The organism is Pelagibius sp. (assembly GCF_965227505.1).
Classification (GTDB): Bacteria; Pseudomonadota; Alphaproteobacteria; order Kiloniellales; family Kiloniellaceae; genus Pelagibius.
Genome location: NZ_OZ245757.1, coordinates 4,875,825 through 4,897,972, shown reverse-complemented (window position 1 = coordinate 4,897,972; position 22,148 = coordinate 4,875,825). Strand labels below are relative to the sequence as shown.

At 65.8% G+C, this 22,148-nt stretch carries 22 protein-coding genes and 1 pseudogene; 5 read left to right on the top strand and 18 right to left on the bottom strand.

Annotation, left to right across the window (positions count from 1 at the left end; all coding sequences use genetic code 11):
- Positions 1–58: 58 nt before the first annotated feature.
- The 7 genes from ACO06P_RS23105 to ACO06P_RS23075 all read right to left on the bottom strand — a co-directional run bounded on the left by ACO06P_RS23105 (position 59) and on the right by ACO06P_RS23075 (position 5,630).
- Positions 59–661 (bottom strand): 2-hydroxychromene-2-carboxylate isomerase, encoded by a 603-nt coding sequence (locus tag ACO06P_RS23105; RefSeq protein WP_420347573.1) that lies wholly within the window; start codon positions 659–661, stop codon positions 59–61.
- A 56-nt stretch (positions 662–717) separates the two neighbouring features.
- A complete protein-coding gene (locus ACO06P_RS23100; protein WP_420347572.1) occupies positions 718–1,854 on the bottom strand; it encodes an acyl-CoA dehydrogenase family protein in 1,137 nt (378 codons plus the stop codon).
- Positions 1,855–1,909: 55 nt separating this feature from the next.
- Positions 1,910–2,869 (bottom strand): phytanoyl-CoA dioxygenase family protein, encoded by a 960-nt coding sequence (locus ACO06P_RS23095; RefSeq protein ID WP_420347571.1) that lies wholly within the window; start codon positions 2,867–2,869, stop codon positions 1,910–1,912.
- A 4-nt stretch (positions 2,870–2,873) separates the two neighbouring features.
- The gene (locus ACO06P_RS23090; RefSeq protein ID WP_420347570.1) at positions 2,874–3,371 is read right to left on the bottom strand and encodes a DUF3291 domain-containing protein; all 498 of its coding nucleotides are present in this window, start codon (positions 3,369–3,371) and stop codon (positions 2,874–2,876) included.
- 32 nt (positions 3,372–3,403) lie between these two features.
- Positions 3,404–4,084 carry an SDR family oxidoreductase gene (locus tag ACO06P_RS23085; protein ID WP_420347569.1) on the bottom strand — a complete coding sequence of 227 codons (681 nt, stop codon included), beginning with the start codon at positions 4,082–4,084 and terminating at the stop codon, positions 3,404–3,406.
- 93 nt (positions 4,085–4,177) lie between these two features.
- A complete protein-coding gene (locus ACO06P_RS23080; RefSeq protein WP_421938208.1) occupies positions 4,178–4,318 on the bottom strand; it encodes a DUF1272 domain-containing protein in 141 nt (46 codons plus the stop codon).
- Positions 4,319–4,457: 139 nt separating this feature from the next.
- Positions 4,458–5,630: an isovaleryl-CoA dehydrogenase gene (locus ACO06P_RS23075; protein WP_420347568.1), complete on the bottom strand. Its 1,173-nt coding sequence runs from the start codon at positions 5,628–5,630 to the stop codon at positions 4,458–4,460.
- 231 nt (positions 5,631–5,861) lie between these two features.
- On the opposite strand from ACO06P_RS23075, the gene ACO06P_RS23070 reads away from it, so the two are divergent.
- Positions 5,862–8,081 (top strand): KAP family P-loop NTPase fold protein, encoded by a 2,220-nt coding sequence (locus tag ACO06P_RS23070; protein ID WP_420347567.1) that lies wholly within the window; start codon positions 5,862–5,864, stop codon positions 8,079–8,081.
- Between the two features lie 3 nt (positions 8,082–8,084).
- Here the strand turns inward: ACO06P_RS23070 and ACO06P_RS23065 are convergent, their stop codons facing one another.
- Positions 8,085–8,546 (bottom strand): PaaI family thioesterase, encoded by a 462-nt coding sequence (locus ACO06P_RS23065; protein ID WP_420347566.1) that lies wholly within the window; start codon positions 8,544–8,546, stop codon positions 8,085–8,087.
- A 164-nt stretch (positions 8,547–8,710) separates the two neighbouring features.
- Here ACO06P_RS23065 and ACO06P_RS23060 point away from each other — a divergent pair, with 164 nt between their 5' ends.
- Positions 8,711–8,932 (top strand): hypothetical protein, encoded by a 222-nt coding sequence (locus ACO06P_RS23060; protein ID WP_420347565.1) that lies wholly within the window; start codon positions 8,711–8,713, stop codon positions 8,930–8,932.
- A gap of 39 nt (positions 8,933–8,971) precedes the next feature.
- On the opposite strand, the gene mgtE is transcribed toward ACO06P_RS23060, so the two are convergent.
- Positions 8,972–10,375 carry a magnesium transporter gene (gene mgtE, locus ACO06P_RS23055; RefSeq protein WP_420347564.1) on the bottom strand — a complete coding sequence of 468 codons (1,404 nt, stop codon included), beginning with the start codon at positions 10,373–10,375 and terminating at the stop codon, positions 8,972–8,974.
- 8 nt (positions 10,376–10,383) lie between these two features.
- A complete protein-coding gene (locus ACO06P_RS23050) occupies positions 10,384–12,663 on the bottom strand; it encodes an NADP-dependent malic enzyme (RefSeq protein ID WP_420347563.1) in 2,280 nt (759 codons plus the stop codon).
- 268 nt (positions 12,664–12,931) lie between these two features.
- Here ACO06P_RS23050 and lipB point away from each other — a divergent pair, with 268 nt between their 5' ends.
- A complete protein-coding gene (lipB, locus tag ACO06P_RS23045; RefSeq protein WP_420349670.1) occupies positions 12,932–13,582 on the top strand; it encodes a lipoyl(octanoyl) transferase LipB in 651 nt (216 codons plus the stop codon).
- A gap of 16 nt (positions 13,583–13,598) precedes the next feature.
- Here the strand turns inward: lipB and ACO06P_RS23040 are convergent, their stop codons facing one another.
- From ACO06P_RS23040 to ACO06P_RS23010, 7 genes are all read right to left on the bottom strand, one after another.
- Positions 13,599–14,666: a permease gene (locus ACO06P_RS23040; protein WP_420347562.1), complete on the bottom strand. Its 1,068-nt coding sequence runs from the start codon at positions 14,664–14,666 to the stop codon at positions 13,599–13,601.
- 67 nt (positions 14,667–14,733) lie between these two features.
- Positions 14,734–15,060 (bottom strand): ArsR/SmtB family transcription factor, encoded by a 327-nt coding sequence (locus ACO06P_RS23035; protein ID WP_420347561.1) that lies wholly within the window; start codon positions 15,058–15,060, stop codon positions 14,734–14,736.
- Between the two features lie 99 nt (positions 15,061–15,159).
- Positions 15,160–15,438 carry an acylphosphatase gene (locus ACO06P_RS23030; protein WP_420347560.1) on the bottom strand — a complete coding sequence of 93 codons (279 nt, stop codon included), beginning with the start codon at positions 15,436–15,438 and terminating at the stop codon, positions 15,160–15,162.
- The gene (locus ACO06P_RS23025; protein ID WP_420347559.1) at positions 15,435–15,875 is read right to left on the bottom strand and encodes a hypothetical protein; all 441 of its coding nucleotides are present in this window, start codon (positions 15,873–15,875) and stop codon (positions 15,435–15,437) included. Before ACO06P_RS23025 ends, ACO06P_RS23030 begins: the two co-directional genes overlap by 4 nt.
- Before the next feature lie 39 nt (positions 15,876–15,914).
- The gene (locus tag ACO06P_RS23020; protein WP_420347558.1) at positions 15,915–17,921 is read right to left on the bottom strand and encodes an acetyl-CoA carboxylase biotin carboxylase subunit; all 2,007 of its coding nucleotides are present in this window, start codon (positions 17,919–17,921) and stop codon (positions 15,915–15,917) included.
- Positions 17,922–18,006: 85 nt separating this feature from the next.
- Positions 18,007–18,639 (bottom strand): glutathione S-transferase family protein, encoded by a 633-nt coding sequence (locus tag ACO06P_RS23015; RefSeq protein WP_420347557.1) that lies wholly within the window; start codon positions 18,637–18,639, stop codon positions 18,007–18,009.
- 11 nt (positions 18,640–18,650) lie between these two features.
- Positions 18,651–20,183 (bottom strand): acyl-CoA carboxylase subunit beta, encoded by a 1,533-nt coding sequence (locus tag ACO06P_RS23010; RefSeq protein WP_420347556.1) that lies wholly within the window; start codon positions 20,181–20,183, stop codon positions 18,651–18,653.
- Between the two features lie 384 nt (positions 20,184–20,567).
- On the opposite strand from ACO06P_RS23010, the pseudogene ACO06P_RS23005 reads away from it, so the two are divergent.
- Both ACO06P_RS23005 and ACO06P_RS23000 read left to right on the top strand, forming a co-directional pair.
- Positions 20,568–20,723, top strand: a pseudogene (locus tag ACO06P_RS23005) (methyl-accepting chemotaxis protein); the annotation flags it as partial.
- Positions 20,724–20,966: 243 nt separating this feature from the next.
- Positions 20,967–21,374, top strand: a complete 408-nt coding sequence (locus ACO06P_RS23000) for a globin family protein (RefSeq protein ID WP_420349669.1) — start codon at positions 20,967–20,969, stop codon at positions 21,372–21,374.
- 48 nt (positions 21,375–21,422) lie between these two features.
- Here ACO06P_RS23000 and ACO06P_RS22995 read toward each other — a convergent pair whose 3' ends face one another.
- Positions 21,423–22,142: an ATP12 family chaperone protein gene (locus tag ACO06P_RS22995; protein ID WP_420347555.1), complete on the bottom strand. Its 720-nt coding sequence runs from the start codon at positions 22,140–22,142 to the stop codon at positions 21,423–21,425.
- Positions 22,143–22,148 lie beyond the last annotated feature (6 nt).

Below are 22,148 nucleotides of genomic sequence, written 5' to 3'. Positions count from 1 at the left end.
TGTGGACCTTTTTTCGCAGATGCAAAATGGATCCGCGCCGACCCCGATGGCTTCCAATCTACCAGCCGCCCCGCTCAAGCCAAAGCGCCACTTGGTCGAGACGGTCATGGCCCCAGAAGGTTTCCCCGTCAACAATAATAAGGGGGGAGCCGAAGACACCTTTGGCTATAGCTCCATCCACTTCCTCGCGCACCCGTTGCTTGAGCGCCGGGTCAGTGAGCGCCGCGGCCAGTTCCTCCGCATCGACGCCGGCACGGGCACAGACTGCCGTCACCTTCGCCGCAGAATTGATGTCCCTGCCCTGTCCGAACGCTTCGCGGAACAGGGTCTTTGCCAGGTCCACCGCCTTGGCCCGGTCGCGATCCAGCATCCAATAGTAGGCGCGCGCCGCTGCGATCGACAGGAAGGGAAAGCTGTCCGGGATGACAAAGGGAACGCCGATCAGCCGGGCAGAGCGCTCGAGATCGTGGCGCGCGTAGTCGCCCTTCATCGGGATGTTCAGCAGCGGCTCGCCGCGTGTCTCCTGGAAGACCGCCCCCAGTAGAAAGGGCCGCCACGCGACGCGGCGCCCGGCGCGCTCGCCGAGCGAGTCGATGGTTTCGGCCGCCAGGTAGCCGTAGGGGCTGGAAAAATCGAAATAGAACTCGATGGGTTCGGGCATTGGCTTTCTTGTCTCCCTTTTCGCTCCCGTCGCAGCAAAGCGCCGGATCGGAGGAGTCAGTCCGTGACGATCTGGCGGGCAATGATGAGCCGCTGGATGTCTGAAGTGCCTTCGTAGATCTGGCAGACACGCACATCACGGTAGATACGCTCCACAGGAAAGTCGGCGAGATAGCCGTAGCCGCCGTGGATCTGCAGCGCGTCGGAGCAAACCCTTTCCGCCATTTCGGAGGCCTGCAGCTTGGCCATGGCCGCCTCCTTCAGGCAAGGGCGGCCGGCATCGCGCAGGGCGGCGGCCTCCAGAACCATCAACTCCGACGCATGGATCTGCGTGGCCATGTCGGCCAGGCGAAAGGCGACCGCCTGATGCTCCATGATCGGCTTGCCGAAGGACTGGCGTTCGCGGGCGTAGCCGAGGGCCGCCTCGTAAGCCGCACGCGCCATGCCGACCGACTGGGCGGCGATGCCGATACGCCCGCCTTCCAGGTTGGCCAGTGCAATCTTGTAGCCCTCCCCCTCTGTACCCAGCAGCAGGTCAGGCGTCAGGCGGCAGTCCTCCAAAACGATCTGGCAGGTGTCGGAGGCCTTCTGCCCCAGCTTCTTTTCCACCGAGGCGACCCTGTAGCCGGGCGTGTCGGTCGGCACCAGAAAGGCGCTGATGCCGCGCTTGCCTTGATCGGGGTCGGTCACGGCGAAGACGACCGCCAGGTCGCCGTTTTTGCCCGAGGTGATGAACTGCTTCACGCCGTTCAGCACATAGTGGTTGCCGTCGCGCTCGGCGCGGGTCCTGATCGCCGCCGCGTCGGAGCCGGCCTGCGGCTCGGTCAGACAAAAGGCGCCGAGCATGGCACCCTGCGCCATGGGTTTCAGAAAGCGTTCCTTCTGGTCCGCCGAACCGAACTTCAGGATCGGCATGCAGCCGACGGAGTTGTGGACCGACATGATGGTTGAGCAGGAGCCGTCGCCGGCAGCGACCTCCATCAAAGCCAGCGCATAGGACACATGGTCGGCGCCAGCGCCCTCCCACTCCGGAGGTACAAGCATGCCCATGAAGCCGAGTTCGCCCATGGCGGCGATGGCCTGCTTCGGAAAGCGGGACTCGCGGTCCCAGGTCGCCGCATAGGGCGCCAACTGATCGCGCGCGAAATCGCGCGCCGTATCGCGGATCAGACTTTGCTCTTCGTTCAGAATCATTTCTTGTCTCGTCGGCTATCCGGCTCGGCACGCCGAACAAAACGGGCGCTGATTATCATGCACAGTGAGCGGCATCGGGCGACCATCTGTGGATTGTCGTCGTCTCCTGCCGTGCCAGACGGCTGCGCGCCGCGTCCCACATCTGCCGCCATGCATCCGGATCGCGCAGAACCGTTTCGGGCGCCCGGGCACTGCGGGCGACGAAAGACGGAAACATCGGCCGGCCGGTCGGTTCGCCGGTCACGTTGTAGCGGATGTCAAAGCTCCAGCGCACGCCTCGAGAGCGGTTCGACAGGGAGCCGTGGATGGTCAGGGGGTGGAACAGCACCACGCCGCCGGCACCGACCGGCAGCGCCTGTGCCTGGCGCCCGGCCATCCTGTCAGCCGGAATGCCCACCTGCCCGGCTTCGGGGCAGTGCGGGATCATCGCGCCCCTGTGGCTGCCGGGAATAACCTGAAGACAGCCGTTCTCCACCGTGGCATCGCTCACCGCCACCCAGGCCGTCACCATCCGGGTCTCGTCGGCCTCCTCCAGTGTCACCGCGCGGTCCTGGTGCCAGTCCGTGGCGGCGATATGCGCACGCAGCTCGTCTTTCCGCAGGTCGACCGCGGGCGGCTTGATGCGGACATGCTGAATGGGGTTGGAGGTGATCTCCGGCCCGATGATCGCTTCGACCACGTCCAGCAGCCTGTCGTCGGTCATCATCGCGAAGACCGCCGGGCCGGCATGAAAGGGTGTCTCCTCGGTGATGCTGCCGGGCGGCAGGGAGATGTCCATGGGCTGGAAGTACTCCAGCCCGGCGGTGTAGGCCGTGACGATACGCTCATCGAAACCTTCGCGGGCATCTCCAGGGTCCAGCGCGCCGGCGTCCACCCAGCCCTGCCAGAGCCTGTCCAGCACGGCTTCGTACTCGGCAATCAGGGGATCGAGCGTCCGCGTTCTGTCGAGCACATTCTCGACGACGAGGAAGCCGTCTTCCTGGAAGCGCCGCAGCTGTTCCGCCGTCAGAGACACGGCTCTAGAGACAGGGCTCTGGGGTGCGCAGCAGCGCAGAGCGCTCGACGGGCCGGCCGGCAGCATCAAAGGGCTGCTTGAAGCTGAAGGCTTCAGGCGTCGGCCCCAGACGGTCGATCAGCGCAACGCGCTCCAGACCGTCTTCAACGGTGGGGATCTCGCCGGCCGGCAACCACCACAGCGCCATGAAGGCGCCACGGGGTTTCTCGAACCATTTGCGCCTTTGCGCCATCACCTTGGTATGGTCGGTCTTGTAGACATAAGTGAAGAGCGATTCCAGGTCGCGCCAGAGGGACATGTTGACGATGAAGTGGGGGTCGGCCGAGACCTGGATGTCGGTCGCATTGCCGCTGTCGCTCTGCAGACGCCAGACAAAGCCGGGATCGCGGTCGGCCAGCGCGTTGATCGCGTCAAGACGCGCGACGAAGTCCGACAGCCTCGGATCGTCAATCGGTGCGACGATGCGGCCGACATTGATTTGTGCCAGGTGAAAACTCTGCATCCCCGTCTCCCTCATCGCATCGGCGCTGCGCCCTACCAGGGGATCTCGCTGCCGTCGTAATTGAAGAACTTGCCGTTGTCCGCCGTCGAGAGTCCTTCGATGACCTTGCGCATGCCGGCAATGGAGGTATCGGCCGGAATGTCGGCGCTCTCACCGCCCATGTCGGTCTGCACCCAGCCGGGATGAAAAGAGATCACGGTAAAGCCCTTGGGCTCCAGATCGACGGAGAGCCCCTTGGTCACCATGTTCAGGGCCGCCTTGGAACTGCGGTAGATGTAGGACCCGCCGCTGTCATTGGAAGCAATCGATCCCATGCGGCTGGAGATGTTGACGATGGTCTTGCGCTCGCCCTTCTCCAGCGTGCCGATGAAGCGCTCCGCCATGCGCAAGGGCGCCACGGTGTTGATCTGCAGCACCGTCCCCCACTCCTGGAAGTCGGTCTCACCAAAGCCTGTGCGCGGTCCGTAGACACCCGCGTTGTTGATGAGGATGTCCAGCGGCTCCTCCGCCAACTCGCGCGCGAGGCTCGCCACCTTCAGGCCATCGGTCACATCCAGCTTGTGGCAGATGACATCGCCCTCCATGGAGCGCACGACCTTGGCTTTCTCCACATTGCGCGCGCAGGCATGCACGCGCCAGCCGTCCGCCGCAAAGGAACGGACGAACTCCAGGCCAAGGCCGCGGTTGGCACCGGTAATCAAGACTGTGGGCAAATCGCTCTCTCCAAAAACACGCGTCCTAAGATATGCCGGGAATCCCAGCCGACCGAGGGAACGGGAGCGGCCGGCGCGGCGCCCGGCGATGCGCTAAGCCAACCTCGGCTCCATCGCGCGCCTCGGCCGGGCCACGAGTTCGCCGCCGCAGTTCGGACAGCGCCGCGACAGATCACCGGCGCAGCCGGGACAGAAGGTGCACTCGAAACTGCAGATATAGGCCTCCCCGTCCATTGCGAGCCCCTTTGAACAGTGCTCGCAGGCCGGTTTCATTGCCAGGGCCATTGCCTGCTCCTCGGACCACCCTGTTTCCCGGGCCTAGAGAACATCACTTGGCCGGATGAGACAACACCTCAGGAAAGGAAGCGGCAGACTACCGGGTTTCCTCGAACAGCTCGCGGCCGATCAGCATGCGGCGGATTTCGCTGGTGCCGGCGCCGATCTCGTAGAGCTTGGCGTCGCGCAGCAGCCGTCCGGCCGGATAGTCGTTGATATAGCCGTTGCCGCCCAGGGTCTGGATCGTTTCCAGGGCCATCCAGGTGGCTTTCTCCGCGGCATAGAGAATGGCGCCGGCGGCGTCCTTGCGGGTGGTCTCGCCGCGGTCGCAGGCCTTGGCCACCGCATAGACGTAAGACTTGGCCGCGTTCATGGTGGTGTACATGTCGGCGATCTTACCCTGCATGAGCTGAAACTCGCCGATCGCCTGGCCGAACTGCTTGCGCTCGTGAATGTAAGGTACCACCAGATCCATACAGGCCTGCATGATCCCCGTCGGCCCGGCGGCCAGCACCACGCGTTCGTAATCGAGTCCGCTCATCAGTACATTGACGCCCTTGCCCTCGGCGCCGAGAACGTTGTCCTCCGGCACCTCGCAGTCCTCGAACAGCAGTTCGCCGGTCGGCGAGCCGCGCATGCCGAGCTTGTCAAGCTTCTGGGCGATGGAGAACCCCTTGAAGCCCTTTTCGACCAGGAAGGCCGTGATGCCCTTGGGCCCGGCGTCCGGGTCGGTCTTGGCATAGATCACCAGGGTGTCGGCCTCGTCGCAGTTGGTGATCCACATCTTGCTGCCGTTGAGGACGTAGCGGTCGCCCTTCTTGTCGGCGCGGGTGCGCATGCCCACAACGTCGGAGCCGGCGGAGGGCTCGCTCATCGCCAGGGCCCCGACGTGCTCGCCGGAGATCAGCTTGGGCAGGTAGCGGCGTTTCTGGTCCTCATTGCCGTTACGGCGGATCTGATTGATGCAGAGATTGGAGTGGGCGCCGTAGCTGAGGCCGACGGAGGCCGAGGCACGGCTCACCTCCTCCATCGCCACGCAGTGCTCCAGATAGCCCATGCCGGCGCCGCCGTAGTCCTCTTCCACCGTCAGGCCGTGCAGGCCCAAAGCCCCCATCTTCGGCCAGAGCTGGCGGGGAAAGCTGTCGTCGCGGTCGACCTCCCCGGCCAGCGGCGCGATCTCCTCGGACGCGAAACTCATCACCGTGTCGCGCAGCATGTCGGCGGTCTCGCCGAGATCGAAGTTCAGACTGGGGATCTGGTTGGGAATCATGGGCCCTGCCGCTCGTTCGGGTTGCTGTTTTCGCGCACTCTAAGCGCTCGGCCGCCCGCCCGCCAGAGGCAAGCGCGGTCGCGGCAAAAGCCGGAGTCCGGGACATCCGGGGTAGCCGCCGGCGCAGGAGGGGCACCACGCCCCCGGCCTCACGAAAAAGCGCTATAATCGGACGTGGAGAGAGCAGAACAGCGGTGTCCGCGCATCGGGCGGGCGCCGCGGGAGGGGATTATGCCATCTGCACCCCGGGAAACGAAGATCTCGGCCGGCATCGCTTCGGAGATCAACGAGTCCTTTGCACTGGACGTGGCAGCCAGGCTTTTCGAGTTCGATCCGCAAGATCGAAAGCAGCCCCAGCCCGGCGTGGAAAGCCTCCAGAAAGCCTTGATCAGCGATGGTTTCGAGATCATCCCCGATGGGGTCCTCGGCAGCCAGACGATCCGTGCCCTGCTGCAGAGCAAGGAGGTGCTGAAACACGCCGGCGGTTCCGCTCCGGAGAGCGGCGGCCTCTCCTTCTCGGCCGCGGAGCCTGAGACCGCGCAATTCGACCGGGAGCCCGGACCCGCCGAACAGCTCCGCGCCGGGGACCTTTCGATGGGGGCCATCCGCCGCAATCAGGACGCAAAGCGCCAGGGACCGACCAGGTCCGGGGCCGAAGCCGCTGCCCAGCCTGGCGAACCCCAACCGGAACCCCAGCCGGAGCCCCAGCCGGAACCCCAGCCGGAACCCCAGCCAGAACCCCAGGACAAACCGGCCGCAGCGGAGCGCAGAAACGAGGAGCCGGCGGCGCAGGACGCCACCGCCCGGCCCATCGCCCTCAGCGACTCTGCCATCGAGGACGTAGAACAGGACCGCCTCGGCTTCCGCCCCTACGTCGAGGCTGTGGCAGACTTCATCCTCGCCGAACAGACCCGCGCGCCGCTCGCCATCGCCGTCAACGCGCCCTGGGGCAAAGGCAAGACGTCCTTCATGAACATGATCGACGCGCACCTGCGCCGCGATGCCGGGGCGACCACCGTCAAAGTCGCGACCCTCTGGTTCAACCCCTGGAAGTACAGCGAGCCGGAACAGGTCTGGGCCGCCTTTGTCGCCAACGTCACGCGTTGCCTGCGCGCCAACCTTACGCCCTGGCAGAGCTGGCGCTTCCGCTTCGAGCGTTTCCGCAAGAAACTCGCCCGGCACTGGGACTTTGCCCTGGCGATCAGGACCCTCGTTGCCGTCACCTTCCTGGGCCTGATAGCCATGCTGGCGCTGATGGACTGGCCCCTGATAGCAGACGTTGTCGTCAAGCAGCATGCGCTGTTCGCCGCCGTCAACGCAGCCGCTGCCAACCTGCCCGCGGGCATTCTATGGTACATTCCTCTGGCCCTGGCCGGGCTGCTCGGCCTTGTCTATCTCTACGTGACCTTCACGAAGAGGCTGGGCCTCAACCTTCTGGAATACGTCGAGAAGACCGATTTCAAAGACAAGATCGGAACCCTCTCACAGTTCGAAGACGAGATGCGGCGGCTCAGCGATGCGGTGCCCGAGAACCTGAAAGTGGTGGTCTTCATCGACGACCTAGACCGCTGCAACGGCCGCGTTCTCGGCGAACTGGTCGAAGCCCTGCAGCTCGCCGACGTCTCGCGTGCCTGTATCTTCGTCATGGGCATGGACATGCAGATCGTCGCCAATGCTATCGAAAGCGAACGCGAGGAACTCGCCCACTCCGTCGACGCGGCGGCCACCGGCATGGAGCACGGCAGCGGCTACAAGTTTCTCGAGAAGATCATCCAGGCACGGCTGTCGTTGCCCAGCTACGGGCCGGAGAGAATGCACGACCTCGTCGCCTCGGCGATGGGCGAGGATGCCTCTGCGGTTTCGTCCAACCCCGCCGCCAGTCAGCCGCAGATCGGCAGCCAAACCCCAGGCAATGCCTCAGATGGGGCGTCTGCCGGGGCATATGCCGGGGATGGCGGCATCCTGCAGTCGACGCTTCAGGCCTTCGGCAACCTTGCGCGACGGCGGCCGGAAACCCACAGCGATTCCGAGGCCGTCATCGTCAAGGCGCAGTACTACGGCAGCCGGCACTTCAACAATCCGCGGCGCTTGAAGCGCTTCATCAACGGCTTTCGCCTGCAGACCTATCTGACGGAGGCGATACAGCCCTCAGGCGGCGGAATCGACCGTATGGCCCGCTTCCTGGTGCTGGCGGAGAAATGGCCGGCCCTGGTGGAGCACATGCTGCAAGCTGAGCTTGGGGCCGATTTCTGGAAGGCGGAGCAGGAAGGTATGTCGACCTCCTCCATCGCCATCGAGATCCGGAACCTTCCCGATGAAGAGCGGAAGAAGCTGATGGAACTGCTCGAAGGCGCGGATGCGGAAGATCCCTTCGAAGCCGAAGGTCTGAAGAACCTCGCCGAGTGGTATGGCTTCTGCTACTACCGCGGCATCGCGACCAACGGGCCCTGATTCCTACCCCGCCGCAGGCATGTCCGGGCGCCCCTGCAGGCACATCAGGGTCTGTACCATATGGGCGCAGGTTCGCTGGCCGCCATTCTTCACGACGATCACCTCCGCCTCGGTCACGGTCAGGGTGCGGCCGGGTTTGATGACCCGGCCCGTTGCCCGCAGCAGATTGCCGTCGGCCGGTGCCAGCAGATTGACCTTGAACTCCACCGTCAGGACGGAGGCATCGGCGGGAAACAGGCTGAAGCCTGCGTAGCCGCCGGCGGAATCCGCGATCGTGCTGGTGACGCCGGCGTGAAAGAAGCCGTGCTGCTGGCAGAGATCCGGCCGAAAAGGCAGTTCGATCTCGACCTCCCCCGGCTCGACCCGCGATATGCGGGCCCCCAGCAGTTCCATGATGCTTTGCCGGGCAAAACTCTCCCGCACCCGGTCGGCGAAGCCCGGGTCCTGGGGCTGATAGACAGACATGATCGGGACACCCTCTCCTGATACGAACAGCCGAACAACTGCGGCGCAATCCGCCACCATAGCCGCCTTTGGCCGCTTGCGAAGCCCCGGGGAAAACGCGATAGTCACCGCCGGCGTCGGCTTCGCCGCCGCTACATTTTTCCGATCTGATTGGACCTGAAGGAATGCCTGCCCCAGCCCGTGTAATCTGCCTGCTGCTCGCTCTGGCGGGGACAGGCCTCACCGCCGCCTGCGAATCGGCGGCCGAGCGTCAGCAGAGGCTGGAGCGCGAGGCCTACATCGAGTCGCTGGACCTGGATGAACTCAAGGGCAGCCTCGATACCGTCAATCCCGATCCTTACGATCAGAGGAAGTTCCAGCCCAACAAGGGCCGGGAGAAGAACTGAGCGCCGCCGCCGGCCGCAGAGCGGATTCCGTTCGAAGCCTCAGAACAACAGCAGAGCCGCGAGTCCCAGGAAGGCGAAGAACCCGATCACGTCGGTGACCGTCGTCAGCACCACGCTGGAGGCGACGGCCGGATCGACTCCCAACTTCTCCAGACCCAGGGGCACCAGGGCCCCGGACAGGGTGGCCACAACGAGGTTGATCACCATGGCCGCGGCGATGATGGCCCCGATCATCGGGGCGTCAAACCAGACCCAGGCCAGCAGGCCCGCCAGCACGGCGAAGATCATCCCGTTGGCCAGTCCGACCAGAACCTCCTTACCGACGAAACGCCAGGCGTTGCCGGCGCTGAGGTCACGCATGGCGATGGCCCGCACCGCCACCGTCAGGGTCTGGGTCCCGGCATTGCCGCCCATGGAGGCGACGATGGGCATCAGCACCGCAAGCGCCACCACCCTCTCGATGGTCTCCTCGAAGATCGCAATCACCAGCGAGGCGGCAACGGCGGTAAAGAGATTGATCAGCAGCCAGGAGAAGCGGGAACGCGTGGTGTCGAGCACGGCGCTGTAGAGGTCGGTTTCCTTGACGCCGGCCAGCTTCAGCAGATCCTCCTCCGCCTCTTCGTCGATGATGTGCACCACGTCATCCACCGTGACCACACCGATCAGCCGTCCGGCGCCGTCAATGACGGGTGCCGACACCAGCCCGTATTGGCGGAACAGGTAGGCGACCTCTTCCTGGTCCATCTCGATCGGAACGACCTTCATGTCGTCCGTCATGATCTCGGTCAGCGCGACCGGGCGCCGGGTGCGCATGGCGCGGCTGAGCGGCACGTAGCCGATCGGCTGGTGCTTCGGATCGACGATGTAGAGGTCGTAGAAGTCGTCCGGCAGATCCTTGGCGGCGCGCATGTAGTCGATGGTCTGGCCCACCGTCCAGGACGAGGGCACCGCCAGCACCTCGCGCTGCATGATGCGGCCGGCGGAGTCTTCGGGGAAGCTGAGGCTTTCTTCCAGCGCGATCCGGTCGGCCCTGGGCAGCGCTTCCAGAACCTCGCGCTGCGCCTCCTCGTCGAGATCCTCGAAGATGTCGACGGCATCGTCGCTGTCCAGGTCGGACAGGGAGTCCGCCAACTGGCGCGGCTCGAGCGCCTCCAGGATTTCTTCGCGGAGCGAACTGTCCAGGTAGGTGAGAACCTCGAGATCGAAATCGCCGCCCAGGATCTGAATCAGACGCGGTCGGTCGTCGCGGTCGAGGTTCTCCAGCAGGTCGGCAAGGTCGGCCTCGTGGAGGTCCGTGGCCACCCGCCGTGCCTCGGCCTCGTCACCGCGCTCCAGGGCCTCCGACACCGTACGGACGAGGTCGGCCGAAATCCCGTAGCTGTCAGGCTGGACTTCCGGCAGCCAGGGATCGCTCTCCTCGCGCTCGGGCGGCGTCTTCGCCATGGGCGGCCCTACTCTTCGATGGTTCGATCCTGTGCGTCAGCAACTGCGATTGCGCTCATGTTTACAATGCCGCGCGCGCTGACAGAAGGGGTCAGAACGTGCGCCGGCGCGGCGGTGCCGATCAGGATCGGTCCGACCGAGAGTCCGCCGCCGGAGGCCTTGACCATGTTGAACGCGATGTTGGCGGCATCCAGGGTCGGCATAACCAGCAAGTTCGCCGCGCCCTTCAGTTTGGAATTCGGGAAGATGTGCTCGCGGATCGACTCGGAGAGCGCCGCATCGGCATGCATCTCACCCTCGACCTCCAGGTCCGGATGGTCGCGATGCAGAATCTTCAACGCCTGGCGCATCTTGCGCGCGGAGGCCGTGTCGCCGGAACCGAAGTTGGAATGGGACAGCAGCGCAACCTTCGGCTGCAGCCCGAAACGGCTGACATGGTGGGAGGCCAGCACCGTCATCTCCGCCAGTTCTTCCGCCGTCGGGTCGGCGGTGACGTAGGTGTCGACGATGAAGTAGGAGCCGCTCGGCAGGATCACGAGGCTGATCGCCGAGCAGTCGCGGGTCTCCGAAGCCTTGCCGATGACACCGGTGACATGATCGAGGTGCCGCTTGTAGCGTCCGGTGGTGCCGCAGATCATGGCATCGGCATCGCCCAGCTTGACGGCCAGGGCGGCGATCACGGTGCTGCGGGTCCGGACGATCTCGCGCGCCGCCTCCGGCGAAACGCCCTTGCGCTCCATCAGGCCGTGATAGGTCTGCCAATAGGTGCGAAAACGCGGATCGTCCTGCGGGTTGATCAGCGGCACGTCCTCACCGGGCCGGATCCTCAGGCCAAGGCGTTTGACACGGGTGGCCACCACATCCGGCCGGCCCACCAGAATGGGCTCGGCCAGCCCCTCGTCGACCACCACCTGCACTGCGCGCAGAACGCGCTCGTCCTCGCCCTCGGCGTAGATCACCCGCTTGGGGTTCTCTTTCGCCCGCTGGAAGATCGGCTTCATGATCAGGCCGGAGCGGAAGACGAAGCGCTGCAGGTTCTGGCAGTAGGCGTCGAAGTCCGTGATCGGCCGCGTCGCCACGCCGCTGTCCATGGCCGCGCGGGCCACCGCCGGCGCGATCTCCAGGATGAGGCGCGGATCGAAGGGGCTGGGGATCACGTAGTCCGGCCCGAAGCTGCGGTCCTCGCCGCCCATCGCCTGGGCCACGATCTCGCTCTGCTCTTTCATCGCAAGATCGGCGATGGCGCGCACGCAGGCCAGCTTCATCTCTTCGTTGACGGCGGTCGCCCCGACATCCAGCGCCCCGCGAAAGATGTAGGGAAAGCAGAGGACGTTGTTCACCTGGTTCGGATAGTCCGATCGGCCGGTGGCGATGATGGCATCCGGGCGCGCCTCCTTGGCCTCCTCCGGCATGATCTCCGGCACCGGGTTGGCCAGCGCCATGATGATCGGCTTGTCGGCCATCGTCTTGACCATCTCCGGCTTCAGGACCCCGGGCGCCGAGAGGCCCATGAAGACGTCGGCACCGGCGATGACCTCGGCCAGGCTGCGGGCATCGGTCGGCTGCGCGTAGCGCGCCTTCCAGCGGTCCATCTGTTCTTCGCGGCCTTCGTAGACGACACCCAGGATATCGGTGACCCAGATGTTCTCGCGCTTGACGCCCAGGGAGACCAGCAGGTCGAGGCAGGCCAGGGCCGCGGCCCCGGCGCCGGAGGTGACCAGCTTGACCGAGGCGATGTCCTTGCCGACCAGCCGCAGCCCGTTGTAGATCGCGGCACCGACGATGATCGCGGTGCCGTGCTGGTCGTCGTGGAACACCGGGATGTTCATGCGCTCGCGCAGGGCCGCTTCGATCTCGAAGCACTCCGGCGCCTTGATGTCTTCCAGATTGATGCCGCCGAAGGTCGGCTCGAGGGCCGCCACCACCTCGACGAAGCGCTCCGGGTTCAGCGCGTCCAGCTCGATGTCGAAGACATCGATGCCGGCGAATTTCTTGAAGAGAACGGCCTTGCCTTCCATCACCGGCTTGGAAGCCAGCGGCCCGATGGCGCCGAGCCCGAGCACTGCCGTCCCGTTGGTCACCACGCCGACGAGATTACCGCGCGCCGTCAGCGCCGAGGCCTGGGCCGGGTCCTCGGCAATGGCCTCGCAGGCCGAAGCGACGCCCGGCGAGTAGGCCAGCGCGAGGTCGCGCTGATTGCCCAGCGGTTTGGTCGCCGAGATCTCCAGCTTGCCGGGTTTCGGTTCGCGGTGATAGGCAAGGGCCGCCTCGCGTAGATCCTTCGCCATGCCATCTCCCCCAGTCTGGTAACCGTCTGATTTCTTTTTCTTTGCACACCGCAAGCCCGGCGCGAAGCGAGGGCCGGTCAGAAGATGACCGCGGCTGCGCTGGAGTGCAAGCCTCTGTCGCCCCTCCCTGCCGAGTGACGGGGCCGGCGCTGGCGGGCCAAGGGGAAGGCGGTGGGGAAAGCGGTGGCAATTCCCCCGTCAGCGGCTATCTTCAAGGGCCATGACCGTGACCGCCATAGATGCCGCCGCCGGAGCGGTAACAGATCCGATGGACGGGCCGCCGGAATGGCGGGTCGAACCCGGGCTCACGCCCTACCCGGAGGCGGTCGCCTTCATGGAGCGCCGGGTGGCGGAGATCCGCGCCGGCAGCGCGCCGGAGCTGATCTGGCTGGTCGAGCACCCGCCGCTCTACACCGCCGGCACCTCGGCCCGGCGCGAGGACCTGCTGCAGCCCGACCGCTTTCCGGTCTTCGAAACCGGACGCGGCGGCGAGTTCACCTATCACGGACCCGGGCAGCGGGTCGTCTACGTAATGCTGGATCTGAAGCGCCGCACGCCGGATCTCAGGCGCTACGTCCACGACCTCGAGGAGTGGATCATCCGCAGCCTCGCGCAGTTCTCAGTCACGGGAGAGCGGCGCGAGGGACGCGTCGGCATCTGGGTCGCCCGCAGCGACGGGGCGCTCGGGCCGCGCGAGGACAAGATCGCCGCCATCGGCGTGCGCATCCGCCGCTGGGTCACCTACCACGGCCTTGCCATCAATGTGGAGCCCGAGCTGGACCACTTCAGCGGCATCGTTCCCTGCGGCGTTTCCGAGCATGGCGTGACCTCTCTGGTCGATCTCGGCCTGCCGGTCGGCATGGTCGACCTGGATGCGGCCCTGCGCGGCACCTTCGACGAGGTCTTCAAGCCCGGCTGAGGTTCGAACCCGGCCGTCAGCGGATGGCCACGCCGGCGAAGACCACCAGGCTCTGCACCACTGTCCCGACCAGCAGCGACCCTGTCAGCGCCACGGCCAGGTACCAGAAGAACACGGTGCGCCGGACCAGGGCGAAAACCGCCATGGCAGCCGGCAGCGAGGTGACGCCGCCGGCGATGAGGAAGGTCAGCGCTGCGCCCGGGGCCATGCCCATGGCCATGAGTTCGCCGATCAGGGGGATTGCGGCGAAGCCATTCAGATAGGCCGGCACGCCGACGACCACCGCGAGGGGGATGGCCTGCCAGCCCTGGCCGCCCAGGGTCTCCGCCACCAGGCTCGCCGGCACCCAGGCCACCATCAGGCTTTCCAGGGCAAAGGCCAGCAACAGCCACTTGCTGAGGAAGAGGGTCGTGCTGCGGGCTTCCCTGGCGAAGGCCTGGCGGCGCGGGGCTTCCGACCAGAAGGCCCAGCGCAGCCCCTGGTCGGGCAGGCCCGGCGTGCCACAGCCACCGCATCCCCGTGCTGCCTTCAGCGGCTCGGCGAAGAAGCCGGCGCGCTGCAGCGCCAGAGTGGCGAAGCCGGCCGCGAGGCCGAGGCCCATGGCCGCCAGGGTTTTGGCCACGGTAAAGGGCAGACCCAGCGTCGCCACCATGAGGACGAACTGCTCCGGGTCCATCAGCGGCGAGGCAACGCAGAAGGCCAGCACCGGCGCCAGGGGCACACCGGCCAGCAACAGTGCCGCCATCAGCGGCACGACACCGCAGGAACAGAAAGGCGAAAGCGCACCGGCGAGGGCCGCAATGACGATGGCCGCCGGCGCCGAGCGGCTGGTCACCCCGGCGATCAGGCCGTCCGCCCCTGCCGCTTTCAGCCAGGCGGCGAGCAGGACCGACAAGAGCAGAAAGGGCAGCAGCCAGAGGAAGGCGTCCACCATGAAACCAAAGCTCGCCACCGCCTGCTGCGGCACGACCAGCGCAAGACCGGCGAACAGCAGCAAAAGCGCAAGCCAGACCCGGTCAAGACTGCGGACCCGGGAGAAAACCCCAGAGGCAACGCCGGTCATGGTGGCAGCAAGGCTGGTCATCGGTGCGTCCTTTCGATTTACTTTCGATCCTTCCAGGATCATCGAATAGTCAGATCAAAAAAAAACCCTATCCGGCTTTGCGCTCGTCCGCTTCCGGCGCCGCACTGCGCTCCAGGCTGCAGCACTCGGATGTCAAAAACGCGATCAGCCCGTCCATGAGCTGGAAGTCCGGGCGGCAGATCAACTGACGCCCTTCGCGCTCCTGCGTCACGAGGCCGGCATTGACCAGGTGGGCGATGTGATGGGAGAGCGTCGAGGCCGGCACCCCCAGGTGCGCCTGGATCTCCCCCACCGGGAGCCCGTCCTGCCCGGCCCTGACGAGAAGCCGGAAGACCTCCAGGCGGAGCGGGTTGCCGAGCTTTTCGAGGCAGCGTGCAGCTTGATTCACTTCCATAACCCGAACGCTAGCCGAAGCTTCGTGCTGAGTCAACGATATTTCTAGAATAATGGAAATAAAGACTGTGGCCTTGTCCCCGTAGGCGCTGCCGGAGGCTCAGGCCGTCGGCTTCACCATGAAACCGGGGTTGATCGGAACATCGTGGTCATAGCGATCCACTGCCGCGACCGCGGCATACTGCGGGCCCTGCCAGCAGGCCTCCACCATGGCCTCCACCGCCGCCGCATCACCGGAGAAGACAGCCTCGACGGAGCCGTCGCGACGATTGCGCACCCAGCCATCCAGCCCCTTGGCCTTGGCGGTGGCTTCCGTCCAGGCGCGGAACCAGACGCCCTGAACCCGCCCCGAGATTTCCACCCGAACCGCCTTGGTCATTGGTCTGTCTCTTGCCCTGCATTGCTGTCCTGCGGGGCAGGATAAAGGGCGGCAAAAGCGATGACCACGGCGCGGCGGGCGCGCTCTTCCCAGAGCGTGCGGCGCATCCACTGGTCCTCCACCGTAAAGGCGGCCTTGCCGGGGTCTTCGTGCACCAACCGGTTGCGCAGGGCGCGCAGCCATTTCCAGTCGCCCTCGCCCACGCCCTCAGGCCGTGCCGCGCGCCTGCTGCTCTGCGCCTCGGCGATGGCATAGGCCAGGATGACGGCAGCGGCCCAGGCCCCGGCGCAGAACACAGCCTGAAGATCGATCATCAGGGCGCAGGCCTGTTCGCTGGGCGCCGGTGCGCCCGCTGCCGCATGCTGCGCCTCCTGCCCCTCGAACCAGGCGCGCCGGTCATCCCAGGTGATCTCCGGCGGGCGTTCGAGTTGGTCCATGGCAGGGCGGCAGGCGGGACGATGGCAGGGTAGCCGCGGTCAGTCGAATTCCAGGATCGCCTGGTCGACGGCCAGGCTTTCGCCCGGTCCCGCGTGCAGCTTGGCGACGCGGCCGTCCCGCTCGGCGCGCAGGATGTTCTCCATCTTCATCGCCTCGACCACCGCCAGTTCCTCGCCGGCCTTCACGTTCTGCCCCTCTTCCACCGCGAGGGAGATCAGCAGACCCGGCATCGGCGACAGCAGAAAGCGCGACAGGTCGGGGGGCTCCTTCACCGGCATCAGGGCGGCCAGGGCCGCGGCCTGCGGGGAGAGCACCAGCGCCTCGACGGTGATGCCCGCCTGGCCCAGGCGCAGGGCCGGTCCGCGCCGCTCGACCTGCACGGTCACCGGGCGGCCGTCGACGAAGCAGGGCAGCAGGAGGTCGCCGAGCCGCCCATTGGTCTCAATGAGATGGTTCGACACCTCGCCGCTGACCCGAAAGGCGCCCAAGGACGGGGTCACGGTGCGCGCATGGGCTTCCTGACCCAGCATCACGACCCAATCGGCGGGTTTGGCCGGGTCGAACTCCGCATGGCCGTCCATCTGACCGGAGATCGCGGTCTCCTGCTCCTTGCGGCGGTGCTGCAGGATGGCGGCGACGGCAATCAGCACCTCTGTCGTCGCCGGGTCGGCTTCGACGCCCTTGAAGCCCTCCGGGTACTCCTCGGCGATGAAGTTGGTGGTCAGACGCCCTTCGCGGAAGCGCGGGTTGGTCATCACCGAGGCGAGGAAGGCGACGTTGTGGTTGATGCCGCGAATGCAGTAGGCGTCCAGTGCCGCCTGCATGGCGGCGATGGCGCTGGCACGGTCCGGACCGTGGGTGACCAGCTTGGCGATCATGGGGTCGTAGAACATGGAGATCTCCGAGCCCTCCTCGACGCCGGTGTCGACCCGCACGGTCAAGGCCTCGTCCTCCGGCGCCTGCGGCTCGCGGTAGCGCACCAGCCGGCCGATCGACGGCAGGAAGTCGCGCAGAGGGTCCTCGGCATAGACGCGGGTCTCCACCGCCCAGCCGTTCATCTGCACGTCTGCCTGCCCGAAGCCCAGGGGCTCGCCCGCCGCGATGCGGATCATCCACTCCACCAGGTCGAGACCGGTGATCAGCTCGGTCACCGGATGTTCAACCTGAATTCTTGTATTCATTTCAAGGAAATAGAAGTTCTTATTCTTGTCGACAATGAACTCGACGGTGCCGGCGGAGCGGTAGTCCACCGCCTCGGCCAGGGCCACCGCCTGGGCGCCCATGGCCGCCCGCGTCTCGGCATCGAGGAAGGGCGACGGCGCCTCCTCCACCACCTTCTGATGGCGGCGCTGGATCGAGCATTCGCGCTCCCCCAGGTGCAGCGTGTTGCCGTGGGCATCGGCCAGCACCTGGATCTCGATGTGGCGCGGCTCCTCGATGAACTTCTCGATGAAGACCCGGTCGTCGCCGAAGCTGGCGCGCGCCTCGTTGCGCGCCGAGCGCAGGCCGTCGCGCACCTCGGCCTCGGAGGCCGCCACCCGCATGCCCTTGCCGCCGCCCCCGGCGGAGGCCTTGATCATCACCGGATAGCCGATCTCGCCGGCGATGCGGACCGCCTCCGCCTCGTCGTCGATGGCGTCGGGATGCCCTGGCACCGTGCTCACCTCCGCCTCGGCCGCCAGCTTCTTCGAGGTGATCTTGTCGCCCATGGCGCCGATGGCCCTCACCGGCGGGCCGATGAAGACCAGCCCGGCCTTTTCCAGTGCCTCGACGAAGGTGGCGTTCTCCGAAAGAAAGCCGAAACCCGGATGGACCGCTTCGGCGCCGGTCCCCTTGGCCGCGGCGATGATCTTGTCGATGACCAGATAGCTCTCCGCCGCCGCCGCCGGACCAATGCCCACCGCCTCGTCGGCGGCGCGCACGTGCAGGGCGTCGGCATCGGCGGCTGAATAGACCGCCACCGTCGAGACCCCCATGCGTTTGCAGGTCCTGATGATGCGGCAGGCGATTTCGCCGCGGTTCGCAATGAGAATCTTTTTGAACATCCGCCCCTAAAACCCTGATTCCGATTATCTTCTACTGGACCCGCGTCTGCCCTTGGGTCCGCGCATGGCCACCGGCACCCACCTCTCAGGCCTTTCGATCATCCGTTGCCCTGAGGCGCCCTGAGAAGGGCACGTAGCCCTCCAAGGCCGGGAAACGGTCAATCCAAGCACGCAGAGCCGGAAAGCGCGAGAGGTCCATGCCCCCCTGATCCGCGACATGCGTGTAGGCATAGAGCGAGACGTCGGCGACGCAGGGGGTATCGCCCAGCAGCCAGTCCTGCTCCGACAGAGTCCGTTCCATCACGCCCAGGGCATCGTAACCGCGTTTCTCCCGCTCGGCCCACTCAGGCTCGTTCTCCCGCGTCCTTTCGGTGTGGCGCGTCCAGAAGCGCAGCACGGCGATATAGGGCTCGTGGCTGTACTGCTCGAAGAACATCCACTGCAGGGCCCGGGCGCGGCCCAGCCTGTCGTCGGGCAGATAGGGCGTTTCTTCGGCGAGGTAGAACAGGATGGCGTTGGACTCGGGCAGGAAGGTGCCGTCCTCCAGTTCCAGAACCGGAATACGCCCGTTGGGATTCTTCTTCAGGAAGTCTTCCTTGCGGGTGGCGCCCTGAATCGCGTTCACTTCCACCAAGTCAAAAGGCTTGCCCAAAAGAGCAAGCAACAACTGAACCTTATAGCCGTTTCCTGAGTCCGGATCGTCGTAAAGCTTCAGCATCCGGGCGACCCTCAGAGCGGCAGGTTGTCGTGCTTCTTCCAGGGGTTTTCCAACTGCTTGTCCCGCAGCATTGCCAGCGCCCGGCAGAGCCGGCGGCGGGTACCGTGGGGCATGATCACGTCGTCGATGAAGCCGCGGGAGGCGGCGACGAAGGGGTTGGCGAACTTGGTGCGGTACTCCTCGGTGCGTGCGGCGATCTTGTCGTCGTCGCCGATATCACCGCGGAAGATGATCTCCACCGCGCCCTTCGGTCCCATGACGGCGATCTCCGCCGTCGGCCAGGCGAAGTTCACGTCGCCGCGCAGGTGCTTGGAGGCCATGACGACGTAGGCGCCGCCGTAGGACTTGCGGGTGATGACCGTCACCTTGGGCACGGTGGCCTCGGCATAGGCGAAGAGCAGCTTGGCGCCGTGCTTGATGATGCCGCCGAATTCCTGCGAGGTCCCGGGCAGGAAGCCCGGCACGTCGACAAAGGTGACGATGGGGATGTTGAAGCAGTCGCAGAACCGCACGAAGCGCGCCGCCTTGATGGCGGAGGCAATGTCCAGACAGCCGGCCAGGACCATGGGCTGGTTGGCGACGAAGCCGACCGTCTGCCCCTCCAGACGGCCGAAGCCGGTGATGATGTTGCCGGCGTAGTTGGGCTGCAGTTCGAAGAACTCGCTTTCGTCGACGACCTTCTGGATCAGTTCCTTCATATCGTAGGGCTTGGTGGGATCGGCCGGCACCAGGCTGTCGAGGGAGGGCTCTTCGCGGTCGGCCGGGTCGTCGCTCGGCCGCCAGGGCGCCGCCTCGCGGTTGGAGGCAGGCAGGAAGTCGAAGAACCGCCGAAGCTCCAGCAGTGCTTCGATATCGTTCTCGAAGGCGAGATCGGCCACACCGGACTTGGTGGTGTGAGTGGTGGCGCCGCCCAGGGCCTCCGCCGAAACCTCCTCATGGGTCACCGTCTTCACCACATCGGGGCCGGTGACAAACATATAGGAGCTGTCCTTCACCATGAAGATGAAGTCGGTCATGGCCGGAGAGTAGACCGCGCCGCCGGCACAGGGCCCCATGATCATGGAGATCTGCGGCACCACGCCGGAGGCCAGGACGTTGCGCTGGAACACCTCAGCGTAGCCGGCCAGGGAGGCGACGCCCTCCTGAATCCGTGCGCCGCCGGAATCGTTCAGACCGATCACCGGCGCACCGACCTGCAGGGCCTTGTCCATGATCTTGCAGATCTTCTCGGCATGAGCCTCCGAAAGGGAGCCGCCGAACACGGTGAAGTCCTGGCAGAAGACGAAAACCAGCCTGCCGTTGATGGTGCCGTGCCCGGTGACCACACCGTCGCCGGCCACCTTCTGGTCCTGCATCCCGAAATCGCTGGAGCGGTGCTCGACGAACATGTCCCATTCCTCGAAGGAGCCCTCGTCGAGAAGGACCTCCAGGCGCTCGCGCGCCGTCAGCTTGCCTTTCGCGTGCTGGGAGTCGATCCGGCGGCGGCCGCCGCCGATCGCGGCCTGATCCCGCTTTTCCTGAAGCTGCCGAAGAATGTCCTGCATCGCCGCTGCCATCCCCTGCCCGAGCGCGGAGTCCTGAAACCGGATTGCCCGCCTTTTTGCTTATTCACATGCGGGGTTGCTGATAGCACGTGGCAGGGGGGAGTGCCAGCGGCAGAAATCTGCGACGCCGCAGCCCTCCCGAAGGTCCAAGAGATCCCAAGGCTGATCAAAATGATTACGATTAGGAGATCGTTAACGACGTCTGGATAGAACTGCTTAAGCCCGATTTCGAGACAGAGATCCCAAGGAAATTCCATGTCCCAGTTCGCCAGCGCGCCCGCTCAGAGCCCCTCGGACGGCCAAGACGCCGAAGCATCGGGAGGGGGAATTGCCGAGCAGATCGAAGCGCTGCGCAGCGAAGTCGCCAATGTGTCCAACATGGCCGGGCAGATCGAGGCCATCGCCAAGCAGACCAACCTTCTCGCGCTCAACGCCACCATCGAAGCGGCCCGCGCCGGCGAGGCGGGCAAGGGCTTTGCGGTCGTCGCCGGCGAGGTGAAGCAGCTGGCCGGCCAGACGAGCAAGGCCACCAGCCAGATCGGCGAAATCGTCGAAAGCCTGACGTCGCGGATCAACGAGCTTTCCCGTCTGAACGACGCCCAGACTTCCAAGACCTCGCGTCCGCAGCCGGCGGCGTCGGTGCCCGCAAAGAGCGCCCCTGTGGCCGCCGCGCCCAGCGCCCCGGCTCCGGCCCCCGCTCCGGCCCCTGTCGCCAGCGCTGCAAAAGCGCCGCCGGCCCCGGCCACCGATACCGGCGGCCCGCTGAGCGCGGCGGAAATCAAAATGGTCCAGGAGAGCTTCGCCAAGGTTGAGCCGATTGCCGAGGACGCCGCAGCCCTGTTCTACAAGCGCCTCTTCGAGATCGACCCCAGCACCAAATCCCTGTTCAAAGGCGACATGGCCGAACAGGGCCGCAAGCTGATGGCCGTTCTGAAGACCGCCGTGGCCGGCCTGGAGAAACTCGACAAGCTGGTGCCGGCGGTCAAGGTCATGGGTCAGCGCCACCACGCCTACGGCGTTCAACTGAAGCACTACGAGAGCGTGGCCAACGCCCTGCTCTGGACCCTGAAACAGGGCTTGCAGGACGCCTTTACCGCCGATGTCGAGAAAGCCTGGGCCAAGACCTACGGCGTCCTCGCGGAAGTGATGATGAAGGGCGCCCAGGAACCGCCCGCAACCCAGGAACTCTGACCGCCCCCACTGGGCCGCCGAAAGGCTGCGCCTAACGCCGGCGGCCCCTCACCCGGCTGCCGCCTCCGCGCGCAGCAGGGCCAGGAACCGGTCGGCGGAATCGATCTCCTGCCGCAGCGCCGCCTGGCGCTTGCGCGCTTCGGCATCCTCGCCCCAGCGTTCCTGCTGATAGAGTTCATCCAGCAGCGAAACCTTCCAGGCCTGCTCCGCGTTCAGCCGGCCCCGGGACAACGCCAGACCGACGACCAGCGATCCGGAAGCCTGAACAACCGCCGCGAGGCCGGTCAGCGCCAGCGGGTCATGGCTTTCGACCGCAGCCTTCAGGGCCGCGAGGCTCTCGGGCGGTTGGTCCTGCGAGACGACCCCGCAGGTCTTTACCAGCGGGGCGCCCAGCGCCTGCGCCGCCCAATCCAGAAGCGGTTGCCAGTGGTCCTGTTGGCGGCGCAGCAGGTCGTCGACCTCGTCGCTCCAATAGCAGATGAGATCGTGGCCGCCATAGCCGGCCAGGTCATCGATGATCTCCCTGCGCCGGGGACCGACGATATCGATCGCTGTGCAGGCCAGATTGTTCAGCGCCATCGACGCCGTGTCGATGTCGTCACCCTGCGCCTGCCATTCCCCCGCAATCGCAGCGGCCAGCGCGCCGGACCGTACCACCAGCGGCACCTTGGCGGGTGTCCGCAACGGGCGGCCGTCGAGCACCACGCCGAAGCCGTCATCGGCGGGTACACTGCCCGCGGTCTTGTAGAAGCGCTTGATCTTCCGCATCGCCGT